The 13,772-nt window shown below is 73.5% G+C and carries 12 protein-coding genes; 5 read left to right on the top strand and 7 right to left on the bottom strand.

The window, feature by feature from the left end:
- Positions 1-97: 97 nt before the first annotated feature.
- From CP968_RS16640 to CP968_RS16610, 7 genes are all read right to left on the bottom strand, one after another.
- Entirely contained in the window at positions 98-802 is a 705-nt protein-coding gene (locus CP968_RS16640; protein WP_150518771.1) for a 2-hydroxychromene-2-carboxylate isomerase, read from the bottom strand.
- Between the two features lie 94 nt (positions 803-896).
- Entirely contained in the window at positions 897-1,643 is a 747-nt protein-coding gene (gene fabG / locus CP968_RS16635) for a 3-oxoacyl-[acyl-carrier-protein] reductase (protein WP_150518770.1), read from the bottom strand.
- A gap of 144 nt (positions 1,644-1,787) precedes the next feature.
- Positions 1,788-2,882 (bottom strand): beta-ketoacyl synthase N-terminal-like domain-containing protein, encoded by a 1,095-nt coding sequence (locus CP968_RS16630; protein WP_150518769.1) that lies wholly within the window; start codon positions 2,880-2,882, stop codon positions 1,788-1,790.
- Positions 2,882-4,114, bottom strand: a complete 1,233-nt coding sequence (locus CP968_RS16625; protein ID WP_150518768.1) for a beta-ketoacyl-[acyl-carrier-protein] synthase family protein — start codon at positions 4,112-4,114, stop codon at positions 2,882-2,884. Before CP968_RS16625 ends, CP968_RS16630 begins: the two co-directional genes overlap by 1 nt.
- A 31-nt stretch (positions 4,115-4,145) precedes the next feature.
- Positions 4,146-4,427 (bottom strand): acyl carrier protein, encoded by a 282-nt coding sequence (locus CP968_RS16620; protein WP_150518767.1) that lies wholly within the window; start codon positions 4,425-4,427, stop codon positions 4,146-4,148.
- Between the two features lie 137 nt (positions 4,428-4,564).
- Positions 4,565-5,575 (bottom strand): LysR family transcriptional regulator, encoded by a 1,011-nt coding sequence (locus tag CP968_RS16615; RefSeq protein ID WP_229886388.1) that lies wholly within the window; start codon positions 5,573-5,575, stop codon positions 4,565-4,567.
- Between the two features lie 241 nt (positions 5,576-5,816).
- Positions 5,817-6,614, bottom strand: coding sequence for an AfsR/SARP family transcriptional regulator (locus tag CP968_RS16610; protein ID WP_268253275.1), 798 nt, complete (start codon positions 6,612-6,614; stop codon positions 5,817-5,819).
- Between the two features lie 304 nt (positions 6,615-6,918).
- Between CP968_RS16610 and CP968_RS16605 the strand changes: the two genes are divergently transcribed.
- The 5 genes from CP968_RS16605 to CP968_RS16585 all read left to right on the top strand — a co-directional run bounded on the left by CP968_RS16605 (position 6,919) and on the right by CP968_RS16585 (position 13,768).
- Positions 6,919-8,472, top strand: coding sequence for a tryptophan halogenase family protein (locus CP968_RS16605; RefSeq protein WP_150518765.1), 1,554 nt, complete (start codon positions 6,919-6,921; stop codon positions 8,470-8,472).
- A gap of 34 nt (positions 8,473-8,506) precedes the next feature.
- Positions 8,507-9,817, top strand: a complete 1,311-nt coding sequence (locus CP968_RS16600) for a cation:proton antiporter (protein WP_150518764.1) — start codon at positions 8,507-8,509, stop codon at positions 9,815-9,817.
- On the top strand, positions 9,814-10,332 hold the full coding sequence (locus tag CP968_RS16595) for a flavin reductase family protein (protein ID WP_150518763.1): 519 nt from the start codon (positions 9,814-9,816) through the stop codon (positions 10,330-10,332). Before CP968_RS16600 ends, CP968_RS16595 begins: the two co-directional genes overlap by 4 nt.
- 74 nt (positions 10,333-10,406) lie before the next feature.
- Positions 10,407-11,204: an ABC transporter ATP-binding protein gene (locus tag CP968_RS16590; protein ID WP_150518762.1), complete on the top strand. Its 798-nt coding sequence runs from the start codon at positions 10,407-10,409 to the stop codon at positions 11,202-11,204.
- Positions 11,201-13,768, top strand: coding sequence for an FtsX-like permease family protein (locus CP968_RS16585; protein ID WP_150518761.1), 2,568 nt, complete (start codon positions 11,201-11,203; stop codon positions 13,766-13,768). The genes CP968_RS16590 and CP968_RS16585 overlap by 4 nt, the downstream gene beginning before the upstream one ends.
- The last annotated feature ends 4 nt before the right edge of the window (positions 13,769-13,772 follow it).

Below are 13,772 nucleotides of genomic sequence, written 5' to 3'. Positions count from 1 at the left end.
TTGCCGCAGGCGCTGACGGCTGGCTGAAAACGAACTGATGGCGCCCTGACGCGCGGTGGAGCGCGCCGGTCCGGTCCGTGCGGGCCGGCCGGCGCGGTCAGCCGCAGCCGCCCGCGTGGGCGTCGTCGGTCGCCCGGCCCGTGCCGATCGCCGACAGCGGCTGCGGGACGGACGCGGCCGGCTCCTCCCGGTCGCGCAGGTGGGCGACGAAGTCGTCGAGCCGGTCGAGGCCCCAGAACCGGCTGAAGCCGTGGACGAGGAAGGGCACCCCGAACACCCCGTCCCGGCAGACGTCGAGCAGGACGCGGATGCCCTCGGCCCGTACCTCCGGGACGGTGCTGGCCCGGGCCAGCTCGCGCGGGTCGAGCCCGATCTCGAAGGCGATGTCCTCGATGGTGGCCGGATCGCAGATGTCCCGGCCCCGCCCGAAGCGGGCCCGGTACACGGCGTCGATGAAGGCGTGGCCGCGCCCGTGCCGGGCGGCGACCAGGTAGGCCAGGTGCGGGACCTCCCACACCGGGTCGCGGTCCACGGGCCAGGTGATCGTGAGGCCGCGGGCCTTGGTGAGCCGGCCGACGTCCTGGAGGACGTACCGGTTCTTCTCGCGGGACATCTCCGAGTACGGGAACCGGCCGCCCTGTTCGGCCAGCAGCCGGGCGCTCAGTTCGTCGGGCTCGAAGAAGGGCACCCACTCCAGGCGCTCGACGAGGTCCGGGTGGAAGGCGGTGATCTCGCGGTAGGCCAGCCAGGAGTACGGGCTGCGCAGCGAGAAGTAGAAGCGGGGCGTCTTGTTCTTGGGCACGGTGGACCCTTCGGTCGGCCTGGCTGCGGGGCGGGAGGGACGGGTGCGGCCCGGCCGGGCGGGGCCGGGGCCGGGCGCGCCGGGGCGGGCGGCGTCAGACGACGAGGCCGCCGTCGATCCCGAAGACCTGTCCGGTGATGTACGAGGCGCGGTCGGAGGCGAGGAAGGAGACCAGGTCGGCGACCTCCTCGGGGCGGCCGAACCGGCCGAGCGGGATGCGCTCGGTCATCTTCTTCACGTGCTCCGGGGCGAGGCCGGAGAGCATGTCGGTCTCGATGAAGCCGGGGGCGACGGCGTTGGCGCGGATGCCGTAGCGGCCGCTCTCCTTGGCGAGGGCCTTGGTGAAGCCGATGATCCCGGCCTTGGTCGCGGAGTAGTTGGTCTGCGTCGCGTTGCCGTACACGCCGGCCACCGAGGACAGGGTGATCACGGAGCCGGCGCGGCGCTTCATCATGGCGAACACCGCGGCCTTGCACAGGTTGTAGGTGCCGTCCAGGTTGACCCGCAGCACCGCGTCCCAGTCGTCGGGCGACAGCATGACGAGCGGGTTGTCGCGGACGATGCCCGCGCAGGAGACCACCGTGTGGAGCGGGCCGAGTGCCTTCTCGGCGGAGCGGACGAAGTCACGGACGGCGTCGTGGTCGCGGACGTCGGTGCGCGCGGTGTGCACGCGGGCGCCGGCCCCGGCGGCCTCGGCGGCCACGGTCTCGGCGGCCTTCTCGTCGGACTGGTAGCAGAAGGCCACGTCGTAGCCGTCGCGGGCCAGCCGGGACACGACGTGGCGGCCGATGCCCCGGGAGCCCCCGGTCACCAGTGCGACACGGCGTTCAGTTGCGGACATGTGCGTGCTTCTCCTCGGTGGGGGCGGGTGCCGGGGCGGGGCCCGTCGTGCGGGTACGGGGCTCGGTGCGGGCGCGGGACGGGCCGGCGGCCGGCCGGGGCGGGGGTCGCGTGTGCCCCCGGCCGGCCGCCGGGGTGCGGGGGGTCAGTCGCCGATGAGGACCGCGCAGCCGACCTGGCCGTCCCGTTCGACGCCGGTGACCAGCGCGGCCTCGCCGGGGGCCAGGCCGTGGTCGCCGGCCGCGGCGAGGACGCCGGCCAGCTGGAGCGCGGCGGAGGCCGCGGAGGTGTCGCCGACCAGCGGCCGGATGCGCACCCACCGCGGGTCGGCGTCCTCGCCGAGCACGTCGGTGACGGCGGCCTCCTCCTGCGCGACGAGCGGACCGCCGGCGCCCAGCGGCGCCACCAGCCGTACGTCGCGGGGGGCGACCCCGGCCCTCTCCAGGGCGCCGCGCACACAGGTGGCGAGTGCCTCGCGGGCCCCGTCCGGCTCGTGGAAGGCGCGGAAGCCGGTGGCGCCGACCCGGGCCAGCGCGCCGCGCCCGGCCCGGGCCGCGTCCTCGGCGGTCTCCAGCAGGAAGACGGCGCTGCCCTCGCCGAGCGGGGTGTCGCGCTCCGCTTCGGCGCGGCCGTGCCATTCCAGCCAGGAGCGCTGGGTGGAGTACTCCTCGGCGGCGCCGACCAGCACCCGCGAGCAGTGGCCGCCGCGGTGCAGCCGCAGCGCGTAGCCCAAGGCGAGCAGGCCGGTCAGGGAGCCGCCCGCGACGGTGGTGTTGGGGCCCTTGATGCCGTGCCAGATGGCGCTCTGCCCCGCGGCCCGGTTCATCACGGTGTTCGGGAAGCGGGCCGGGTCCACGTGGTACGGGCGCTCTCCGGCCAGCGCGTCGCGGGTGAAGTCCATGATGCTCTGCACGCTGCCGGAGCCGGTGCCGAGGACCAAGGCGGTCTGCTCGGGCCGGGCGGCGAGCTCGTCGCGGAAGCCCTCGATGAGGCCGCCGACGGCGGTGACCGCGATGGCGGTGACCCGGTCCATGGTCCGAGTGCCCTTCTTGCCCACGTACTTGGCGGCGGTGAAGTCGGGGACGACGGCGCCCTCCGCGAACGGGCCGGGGAAGGCCTCGCGGTCCACGGCCGCGACCGCGGTGCGGCCGGCGGAGATCCCGCCGCGGAAGGCGTCGCGGCCGACGCCGAACGGCGAGACCGCCGACCAGCCCGAGATGACCAGGGGGGTCGGGGACATCAGACGGCCTCCTCGTACCGGCCGAGGATCAGCACGGCGTTGTTGCCCGCGAAGGCCAGGGCGTTGTTCTGCACGACGTTCAGCCGGGCGGGGCGGGCCTCGTTGGGCACGCAGTCCAGGCCGCACTCGGGGTCGGTCTCGCGGTGGTTGATGGTGGGCGGGATGAAGTCCTCGGTGATGGCCAGCGCGCAGGCGGCGGAGGCGAGGGCGCTCGCCGCCCCCATCGAGTGGCCGATCATGGACTTGATGGAGATGGTGGGCGGCGGGTTGTCGAAGACCTGGCGGATCGCGCCGGCCTCCGTCACGTCGTTGGCGTGGGTGCCGGTGCCGTGCGCGGAGATGAAGTCGATGTCCTCCGCCTTCACCCCGGCGTTGGCGTGCGCCACCTCGATGCACCGGGCCAGGCCGTCCTGGTCGGGGGCGACGGGGTGGTGGGCGTCGCAGCTGAGGCCGTAGCCGAGGACCTCGGCGTAGATCCGGGCGCCGCGCGCCCGCGCCGAATCCAGGCTCTCCATCAGCAGGATGCCCGCGCCCTCGCCGGTGAGGATGCCCTTGCGGTCCTTGTCGAACGGCTGGCAGACCTCGGGGGCGATGGTGCCGAGGCGGTAGAACCCGGTGAAGGTCTTGCGGCAGACCGCGTCGGCACCGCCGCACAGCGCGGCCTCGACGTCGCCGTCGCGGATGGCGTCGAAGCCGCTGCCGATGGCGTAGTTGCCCGCCGCGCATGCGGTCGGGATGGTGAGGGCCTCCACGTCGACGAGGCCGAGCTCGCGGACGATGCCGCTGGAGAGCCGGCCGGCCTGGGCGCGGCGCACCACGCGGTGGTCCAGCTGCTCCGGCCCGTGCTCCAGCTGCTGTCCGACGAGCAGGTCGAGGTCCCGGGACTCGGCGTCGGTGGTGCCGACCGAGATCAGGACCTTGCGCTCCCGGAGGTCCCCTGGGGTCAGCCCGGCGTCCTCGACGGCCATCCGGGCGGCGGCGATCGAGAACTGGGTGGCCCGGCCCAGTTCGGCCGGTTCGGTGCGGTGGATCCAGTCCGCGGGGTCGAAGTCGTCCACCTCGCACCCGTTGGCGTGGGCGAAGCCCGTCGTGTCGAATGCGGTGATCGGCTTGACCCCGCTGCGGCCGGACCGCAGTCCGTCCAGGAAGGCCGTGACCCCGAGGCCGATGCTGGTGACCGTGCCGAGGCCGGTGATCACCACCCGGCGCGGCGCCCGCTCGTCGTCGTACACCCTGCGCTCCCGTCGTCGTGTGCGCCGTGGCCTAGTTGGCCGGGTCGGACTGGGCGGCGATGGCTTCCTCGACGACCGTCACGACGGCGGCGAGGTTGACCATGCGGGAGAGCTCGGCCTGGTCGATGTCGGTGCCGAAGACCCGCTCCAGCTGGGAGAGGATCTCGATGGCGCCCATGGAGTCCGCCTCGTGGTCCTCCTTGAAGCGGCTGGTGTCGGTCATCTCCTCGGGCTCGATTTCGAGGATGTCGCAGATGATCTCCTTGATCCGGTCGCGGGCTTCGATGTCGAGGTGGTTCGCTGCGGTTGTCATGCCGCCGATGCTGGCGGACGGCCCTGACGCCGCCCTGACGTGGTTCTGACCCGCTGCTGAGCCGGGGCTGACCCGCCGCTGAGCCGTGGCTGACCGGCCGCTGACCGCGCGCTGAACTCCCGCGGGGCCGGCCGGGCTCAGGCGTCGACGGGCTCCGGAAGGTGCCGGCGGAGCTCGCGGAAGTCGGCCGGGTGGCGCCGGATCCACTCCCAGTAGCCGGGCCTGGTGCGGGCGTAGGCGCAGTAGTACGCGCGCAGGGTGTCGACCAGGGTGCGGAGGGTCTCGCGGGAGACGGCGCTGGCCCGCCACACCAGCGCCAGCTCGACCCGTTCGGTTCCGGCCACCGGCACCAGGTCCACTCCTGGCAGGGCCCCGGAGGGCGTGGTGAGCGCGGCCACGCCGTGGTCGCGCACCCAGTGCATGGCCTCCTGGTGGCTGTTGACGTGGTGCAGCACCCGGCCGGCGGCCGGGCCGGAGCCGTCCAGCAGGCGCCGTTCCACGGGAGCGAACCAGTGGTCCGGGGCGGAGCGCACCCAGGCCGTCCCCGGGCGGCCGGCGAACCGGGCGAGTCCGGCCGCGTCCACCGGGCCGTCCGCTGCGAGGGGATGGCCGGGCGGGACGGCGAGCCACACCGGCTCGCGGACGATCAGGGTCCGCCCCAGGGCCGAGCCACTGCCGTCCCCGTCCCCGTCCACGTCCCCGCGGGCGCCGTCGCCCGGCGGGCCGGGGGCCCGGGACACCAGCGCGGCGGCGAGCGTGCCGTGCCGCACGGCGTGCAGCGCGGCCGCCGGGTCCAGCGTCCGGGTCTGCACGGCGGTGTCGGGCAGCGCGGCCTGGAGGGCCTCGCGCAGCGTCGGCGGGGTCCATTCGGTGCTGCCCAGGCACAGCGGGCCACCGGTGGCGGCCACCGCCTCGGCCATCACCTCGTCGGCCCGCCGGACCAGGTCGGCCAGGCGCGGGACGAGCCGCGACCCGAGCTCGGTCGGGCTCACCCCGGACCGGGAGCGGACGAAGAGGTCGCCGCCGACCGCCCTTTCGATGCGGCGCAGTTGTGCGGTGAGGCTCGGCTGCGGAAGGCCGAGTTCCTGGGCTCCGGCGGAAATGCTGCCGGTGGTGCTGATCGTGACGACAATGCGAGCGTGACGCAATTCGAGTTCCATGTCCTGCCCCCGTAGGCGGTTCCCGGAAAGCGGAATTCCGTCCGCGTGCTCCGCGCCGCCGGACGACCCTTCCGGAAATGCCGGAAAAAGGGGCGTCGGGCGGCGGGGTCGCTCGGACGGAACCCGTCGATTCACGGTATCGGCGTTCCGCTTCGGGGCAAGGGGCGCCCGCGGAACGTCAGCCGGAGGACAGCGGGGCGTCAGCGGTGCGTCGGCCGCGCGCCGTCCGTCAGGCCCGCCCGCCGGCGTAGACGAGGGCCTGGCGCGGCTCCCCGAGGACGTCGTCCTGCTCCAGGATCGCCTGGTAGGCCCGGTTCAGGGCGCGGCCGGGCTCCAGGCCCAGGTCGCCGGCGAGCCGGCGGCGCGCGCCGTGGAACACCTCCAGGGCCTCGGCCTGCCGGCCCTCCCGGTACAGGGCCAGCATCAGCAGTTCGCTGAGCCGTTCCCGCTCGGGGTGTTCGACGGCGAGCTGGCGCAGCTCCGGCACCGAGATGCGGTGGGCGGCGGCGGTGAGCATGGCCGTGATCAGGTCCTCGTACGCGGTGATCCGGCGTTCTTCCAGGTGCGAGGCGGCCAGCCGGATGCGGATCCCGTCGACGGAGTCCATCAGGGCCGGCCCGCGCCACAGGGCGAGCGCCCGCTCCAGCTCGGTGATGGCCCGCGCCGGGTCCTCGTGGACCAGGGTGGCGCCGGCCTCGGCCTGCCGCAGGAAGCGGTGGGCGTCCACGCGTTCGGGCGCCAGGTCGAGCAGGTAGCCGCTGCCGACCGTGCGGATCAGCTCCGTCCCCTTGATCCCGGTGAGGGACTCCAGGTACTTGCGCAGGCGCAGCACGTTGGCCTGGAGGGCGTTGCGCGCGTTGGTCATGCGCTGGTCCGCCCAGAGCTCGTCCTCGATCTGGTCGGAGGAGACCGTGGTGCGCGGCGAGAGGGCGAGGAACGTCAGGAGCGAGGTGACCCGCTTCGAGGCCATGGCGTAGGTGCGGTCTCCCCAGGTGAGGGAGACGGAACCGAGTATGTTGATTTCCATTTCTGTAAACCCCCGTTGTGTTCGGCAGGCCCTCATCGTGTCCCGGGTCAACCGATCGGGGGAAATACCATCGGGGCAGCCGGAAATCGGCCACATGGTATGGCCGGTCCGTTGCTCTTGCCGTGGAGTAGTCCTGTCGGCATACTGCCCACCTTCCCTGACACCACGCTGACGCCTCGCGAGGTGTCCGGAATTCGCCCCCTGCCAGCGACATTAGCCGAGCACTTAAAGGTCTGTGCCGGCCCGCGGCCCGTTCCTAGGCTCCGGTCATCCGCGATCAGTCAGCTACAGGGGAGTCAACAGGATGCTCAACAAGATCGTCATTGTGGGCGGCGGCACCGCGGGCTGGATGACGGCCTCGTACTTCAAGGCCGCGTTCGGCGACCGCATCGACATCACGCTGGTCGAGTCCGGCCACGTCGGCGCGGTCGGTGTGGGCGAGGCGACGTTCAGCGACATCCGCCACTTCTTCGAGTTCCTCGGACTCAAGGAGAAGGACTGGATGCCCGCCTGCAACGCCACGTACAAACTCGCCGTCAAGTTCGAGAACTGGCGGGAGGAGGGCCACTACTTCTACCACCCGTTCGAGCAGATGCGGTCGGTCAACGGGTTCCCGCTCACGGACTGGTGGCTGCGCAACGGCCCGACGGACCGCTTCGACAAGGACTGCTTCGTGATGGCCTCGGTCATCGACGCCGGCCTCAGCCCGCGCAAGGAGGACGGCACGCTCATCGACTCGCCGTTCGTCGAGGGCGCGGACGAGATGGCCGGCCTGACGATGGTCGAGCACCAGGGCAAGACGCAGTTCCCCTACGCCTACCAGTTCGAGGCGTCGCTGCTGGCCAAGTACCTCACGACGTACTCGGTCGAGCGCGGCGTGAAGCACGTCGTCGACCACGTCGAGCAGGTCACCCTCGACGAGCGCGGCTGGATCTCCGGGGTCACCACCACCGACCACGGCGACATCACCGGCGACCTGTACATCGACTGCACCGGCTTCCGCGGCCTGCTCCTGAACAAGGCCCTGGAGACGCCCTTCATCTCGTACAAGGACACGCTGCCCAACGACAGCGCCGTCGCCCTCCAGGTCCCGATGGACATGGAGCGCCGCGGCATCCTGCCCTGCACCACCGCCACCGCGCAGGACGCCGGCTGGATCTGGACGATCCCGCTGATGGGCCGCGTCGGCACGGGCTACGTCTACGCCAAGGACTACCTCTCGCCGGAGGAGGCCGAGCGCACGCTGCGCGAGTTCGTCGGCCCGGCCGCCGCGGACGTCCCGGCCAACCACATCACCATGCGCATCGGCCGCAGCGAGAACTCCTGGGTCAAGAACTGCGTCGCCATCGGCCTGTCCAGCGGCTTCGTCGAGCCCCTGGAGTCCACCGGCATCTTCTTCATCCACCACGCGATCGAGCAGCTCGCCAAGAACTTCCCCGGCGACGACTGGAACCCGGTCCAGCGCGAGCTCTACAACGACTCCATCGCCCACGTCATGGACGGCGTGCGCGAGTTCCTGGTCCTGCACTACGTCGCGGCCAAGCGCAACGACACCCAGTACTGGCGCGACGCGAAGACCCGTGCGATCCCGGAGTCCCTGGCCGCCCGCATCGAGAAGTGGAAGACGCAGCTCCCCGACTCCGAGACGGTCTTCCCCTACTACCACGGCCTGCCGCCGTACTCCTACATGTGCATCCTCCTGGGCATGGGCGGCATCGACCTGAAGCCCTCCCCGGCCCTCGCCCTGGCCGATCCGACCGCAGCGGAGCGCGAGTTCGAGGCGATCCGGGAGAAGACCCGCCAGCTGACCGAGTCGCTTCCCAAGGCCTACGACTACTTCGCCCGGATGCGCGGCTGAGGGCCGTCCCGCGGCCGGAAAGGGCTCTGAAAACATGGAAGTTATCGACATCCTGACCCGCACCGCGCACGTCCTCGCCCTGCTGGCCGTGATCCTGCTGCTGGCGTGGGCGGGGCGGGCGGCGGCCCGTCTGCTGCGCCAGCCGGAGGTGATCGGCGAGATCACACTGGGCCTGCTCGCGGGCCCGGCCGCCCTGCACGTGATGGGCCCCGGAGCCTTCGACGCCGTGCTCCCCGCTCCGGTCCTGGACACCCTCAAGCTCGTCTCCAAGGCCGCCCTCGCGCTGTTCCTCGTCGGCCTGGCCCACCGGCTGCAGACCGGCCCGGGGGCGCAGCCGCGCCGCACCACCGCCTGGGTCGCGGCCGGCTCGCTGGTCCCGCCGCTGGTCAGCGGCCTGCTCCTGGCCGGCCTGGTCCTGCTGACCGACGACACCGCGGCCCGCGGGGACGCCCCCCTGGCCGCGTTCGTCCTGATGATCGCCGTATCCATGTCCATCACCGCGGTGCCGGTGATGGCCCGCATCCTCACCGACCGCGGCATGAGCGAATCCTCCGCGGGCCGGGTCGCGCTCGGCGCGGCCATCACCGTGGACGCCGTGGGCTGGCTGCTGTGCATGCTCGCCATCAGCCTCGGCGAGGGCAGTCTCGCCGGCTTCCTCCGCTCGGTGCTCGCCTTGGCGGTCGGCGGAGCCTGCGCGCTGGCGATCCGCGGCGCGCTGCGCACCGCGCCGGCCCGGCGGGCGTACGGGAGGACGCCGCGCACCGTCGCCGTCGTCCTGGCGGCGGCCACCCTCGCGGTGGCGATCGTCATGGAGAAGATGGGCATGACCGCCATCGTCGGAGCCGCGCTGGTGGGCTTCGCGATCCCCCGCGACGCACGCGCGCCGTGGGCGCCCGCCGTCGACGGCATCGCCCGCGCCGGCCGCTTCCTGGTGCCCGCGTTCTTCGTGGTCACCGGCGTCACCGTGCTGAACGGCAGCTTCTCGCAGGCCTCCTGGCTGCTGATCGGCGCCACGGTGCTGCTGGCCTGCGCGGGCAAGTGCCTCGGCGCGTACGCGGGTGCCCGGATCGGCGGCCGGCCGCCGGCCGACGCCCGGCGGGTGGCCGTGCTCATGAACACCCGGGGGCTGACCGAACTGATCGTGCTCCAGGCCGGTTTCAGCGCCGGGATCCTGACCGGGCCGATGGTCCTCGCGCTGGTCGTGATGGCGCTGGCCACCACCGCCCTGACCGGGCCGCTCCTCGGTCTCCTCGACCACCGGGAGCGCCGCGCGCCCGACCCGGCCGGGCAGGCCGGCCCCGCCGCACCCGAACTCGCCCTGGCGATGGAAGGCAGCACCCGATGACCACCCAGCCCACCGCGGCGGCCGGCGCGCAGGCGTCGCCCGACGCCTTCCGCTCGCTGATGAGCGAGTTCCCCACCGGAGTCTGCGCCGTCACCACCCGTGACCCGGACGGCGAACCGTGGGGCATGACCTGCTCCTCGGTGACCAGCGTCTCGCTCGCCCCGCCGACCCTGCTGGTGAACCTCCGGGCCGGCAGCCCCACCCTGCGGGCGCTGCTGGCCTCCGGCTCCTTCTCCGTCAACTTCCTGCACGCGCGGGCCCGGGAGACCGCCGAACTGTTCGCCTCCGGCAATCCGGACCGGTTCGCGCTGGTCCCCTGGGAGCAGGCGCCCGGCGCGGGCGGCCCGCACCTGGTCCGCGACGCGCACACCATCGCGGACTGCGAGGTCGTCCTCACCCAGCCGATGGGCGACCACGTCACGGTCTACGGCGGCGCCCGCCGCATCACCCGGCAGCACAGCCTGCCGCCGCTCCTGTACGGGCAGCGGCAGTTCCGCTCCTGGTCGCAGAGCTGACCCGTCCCGTCCGACCCGACCCCTCACCCCAGCCGGCCCCTCCCCGGGGCCGGCTTCCAGCAGAAGGAAAACCCATGACAGGGACACCGGACCCGCAGGGTCGCCACGTCGTCCGCCTCGAATCCGTACGGAAGGTCTACGGCGGTGCGAAGAACGAGGTCGCCGCTCTCGACAACGTGAGCATCGGCCTGGACAGGGGCACCTTCACCGCGGTGATGGGACCCTCCGGCTCCGGCAAGAGCACCTTCCTGCACTGCGCGGCGGGTCTGGACCGTCCCACCTCGGGCTCGGTGCTGCTGGACGGCGTGGACCTGGCGAAGCTCAAGGAGCGGGAGCTGACCACGTTCCGGCGCGAGCGGATCGGCTTCATCTTCCAGGCGTTCAACCTGCTGCCCGCGCTGTCCGTGCTGGACAACGTGACCCTGCCGCTGCGGCTGGCCGGAAAGCGCCCCCAGAAGGGCGCGGTCGCCGAGGTGCTGGAGCGGGTCGGGCTGGGCGGCCGGGAGAAGCGCCGTCCGGGCGAGCTCTCGGGCGGCCAGCAGCAGCGCGTCGCCATCGCGCGGGCGCTGATCACCCGGCCGGCGGTCATCTTCGGCGACGAGCCGACCGGCGCACTGGACACCTACACGGCCCGCGAGGTGCTGACCCTGCTGCGGGAGGCCGTCGAACAGGCCGGCCAGACCATCGTGATGGTCACCCACGACCCGGTCGCCGCCTCCCACGCCGACCGGGTGCTGTTCCTCGCGGACGGCCGGATCGTCGACCACCTGGACCGGCCCACCGCCGACCAGGTCGCCGAGCGCATGACCCACCTGGGTGCCTGGGGCACCCGTCCGGCGGCCGCGGCGACGGGACAGGGGGCGCCGCGGTGATCAGGATCGCGCTGCGCACCCTGCGCTACCACAAGGGCGGATTCATCGCCTCGTTCATCGCGCTGTTCTTCGGCGCGACCATCGTCGTCGCCTGCGGCGGCCTGCTGGAGACCGGCATCCACAACGCGGCCCCGCCCCAGCGGCTGGCCGCGGCCCCCGTCGTCGTCACCGGGGAGCAGCGCTACCTCGGCACCTCCAGCGAGCTGGTCTTCCCCGAGCGGGTCCGCTTCGACGCGGCCCTGACCACGAAGATCGCCGCGGTCCCGGGAGTGGCCGGCGCCGCCGCCGACGTGTCCTTCCCCGGCTCCCTCGCGCCGCCCGGCGGCGGACCGGTGACCGCGGTCACCGGCCACGGCTGGGCCTCCGCCGCCCTCACCCCGTACCGGATCACCCAGGGCGCCGCGCCCGCGGGCGCCGGACAGGTCGTCGTGGACACCCGTCTCGCGCAGCGGGCGGGCCTGAGCCCCGGCTCCCGGGTCGAGATCCGCTCCGGCGGCGCCTCGAAGGCGTACGAGGTCTCCGGCCTGGCGGCCGGCAACGGCGAGGACGACGGGGTCTTCCTCTCCGACGCCGCCGCCCTGGACGCCCGGTCCGCCGCCGGACTGTCCGGCACCGTGGACAACATCGGCGTCTTCCCGGCCGCCGGCGCGGACACCGCCGCGGTCGCCGAGGGCGTCCGCAAGGCGGTCGCCGGGGCGCCGGTCTCCGTGCTCACCGGGGACGAGCGGGGCCGCGCCGAGGACCCGGGCGTGATCGACGACGGCAGCGACCTGATCCCGCTGGCCGCCGCCTTCGGCGGGCTGTCCGCCATGGTCACGGTGTTCGTCGCCTCCTCCACCCTGGGCCTGTCCATCCAGCAGCGGCAGCGCGAGATGGCGCTGCTGCGTGCCATCGGCACCACCCCGGGCCAGCTGCGGCGGCTGATCCTGGGCGAGACCGTACTGCTGGCGGCCATCGCGACGGCGCTGGCCTGCATCCCCGGTCCGCGTGTCGGGCGCTGGCTGCTGGGCGCCTTCGCCGACGCGGGCGTGGTGCCCGAATCGATCGTCTTCCGCGCCGGGTCCGTCCCGCTGATCGTCGGCGTGGGCACCGCCCTGATCACCGCGGTCGGCGCCGCGTTCATCGCCGCCAACGGCGCGGCCCGCACCCGGCCCACCGAGGCGCTCGCCGAAGCGGGCCTCCAGCGCCGGTGGTTCAGCGGCTTCCGATCGGTGCTGGGCCTGCTGTGCCTGATCGGCGGCATCGCCCTGGCCGTGGGCACCGCCGGCATGGACGGCCCGGACGCCGGCAGCGTCGCCACTCCGGCGGCCATGGTGTGGACGACCGGCTTCGGTCTCCTCGGCCCGGTCCTGGCCCGCGGCATCACCGCCTCGCTGCGCCGGCCGGTGCGCGCGGTGTCCGGGCTCTCCGGCCACCTCGCCACCCGCAACGCCAAGGCCCGTACGGCCCGGCTCGCGGCGGCGGTGATGCCGGTCATGCTGGCCACCGGCCTCGCGGTCGGCCTGATCTACATGCAGACCACCCAGGCCGACGGCGCCGACCAGGCGTTCGAGGAGAGCCTGCGGGCCGACGCGGTGGTGACCTCGGCCTCCGGTGGCATGCCGCTGGAGACGGTGGACGCGATCCGCGGGCTGCCCGGGGTGGCGGCGGCCTCCGCCCAGGTGCCGAGCCTCGGCTTCATCGAGCCCGACGTACCCGTCGACCCGACCCTGAACGGCGGCGACGGCGAGTCGAGCGCACCGCAGCCCACCGAGGTGTCGATGCAGGGCGTCACCCCCGAGGGCATCGCCGCGACGACGTCCTTCCGGGCCGCCTCCGGCAGCCTGGACGCGCTGCGCGGCGCCACCGTGGCCCTCCCGGCCCGCTACGCCGCCGACCGCACGATCGGTGACACCGTGCCCATGCGGCTGGGCGACGGCACCCGGGTCGACCTCAGGTTGGTCGCCACCGTCGACGGCAAGCGCGGTTACGAGACCGCCCTGGTCCCGGCGTCCGTCCTGGTCGGCCACACCGACGCGGGACTGGTCCCGCAGATCATGGTGAGCGCCGCGCCGGGCACGGGCCGGGCCGCCCTGGAGGCCTCGCTGCGCACCCTCGCCGAACGGCAGCCCGGACTGCGGGTCACCGACCGGCAGGCGCTGACGGCGGTGGCCGCGGACAACAGCGACACCCAGTCCTGGATGGCCTACCTGGTCCTCGCCGTGGTCGTCGGCTACGCGACGATCGCCCTGGTCAACACGCAGGTGCTGGCCACCACCGAGCGGCGCCGCGAGTTCATGCTGCAGCGCCTGATCGGCGCCACCCGCCGGCAGGTGATGCAGATGATGGCGATGGAGGCGGTCCTGGTCTCCGTGGCGGGCATCGTGCTCGGCCTGCTGGTGGCGCTGCTGACCCTGGTGCCGTTCAGCATGAGCGTGCTCGGCACGGCGCTCCCGACGGGCTCCCCGTGGATCATCGTCACCGTGGTCGGCGGCGCCCTCGGACTGACCCTGGCCACCACCCTGCTGTCGGCCGGTGCGGTCCTGCGCGGCCGGCCCGGCGACCTGGCGGGCATCAAGGAGTAGCCCC

This window comes from Streptomyces subrutilus, from assembly GCF_008704535.1.
Classification (GTDB): domain Bacteria; phylum Actinomycetota; class Actinomycetes; order Streptomycetales; family Streptomycetaceae; genus Streptomyces; species Streptomyces subrutilus.
This window is presented reverse-complemented; position numbering and strand designations above follow the sequence as displayed.

Coding starts and splice junctions, on each gene's coding strand:
- fabG (WP_150518770.1), bottom strand. CDS start 1,643: ATGTCCGCAACTGAACGCCGTGTCGCACTGGTGACCGGGGGCTCCCGG.
- CP968_RS16630 (WP_150518769.1), bottom strand. CDS start 2,882: ATGTCCCCGACCCCCCTGGTCATCTCGGGCTGGTCGGCGGTCTCGCCG.
- CP968_RS16620 (WP_150518767.1), bottom strand. CDS start 4,427: ATGACAACCGCAGCGAACCACCTCGACATCGAAGCCCGCGACCGGATC.
- CP968_RS16610 (WP_268253275.1), bottom strand. CDS start 6,614: ATGGAAATCAACATACTCGGTTCCGTCTCCCTCACCTGGGGAGACCGC.
- CP968_RS16605 (WP_150518765.1), top strand. CDS start 6,919: ATGCTCAACAAGATCGTCATTGTGGGCGGCGGCACCGCGGGCTGGATG.
- CP968_RS16600 (WP_150518764.1), top strand. CDS start 8,507: ATGGAAGTTATCGACATCCTGACCCGCACCGCGCACGTCCTCGCCCTG.
- CP968_RS16595 (WP_150518763.1), top strand. CDS start 9,814: ATGACCACCCAGCCCACCGCGGCGGCCGGCGCGCAGGCGTCGCCCGAC.
- CP968_RS16590 (WP_150518762.1), top strand. CDS start 10,407: ATGACAGGGACACCGGACCCGCAGGGTCGCCACGTCGTCCGCCTCGAA.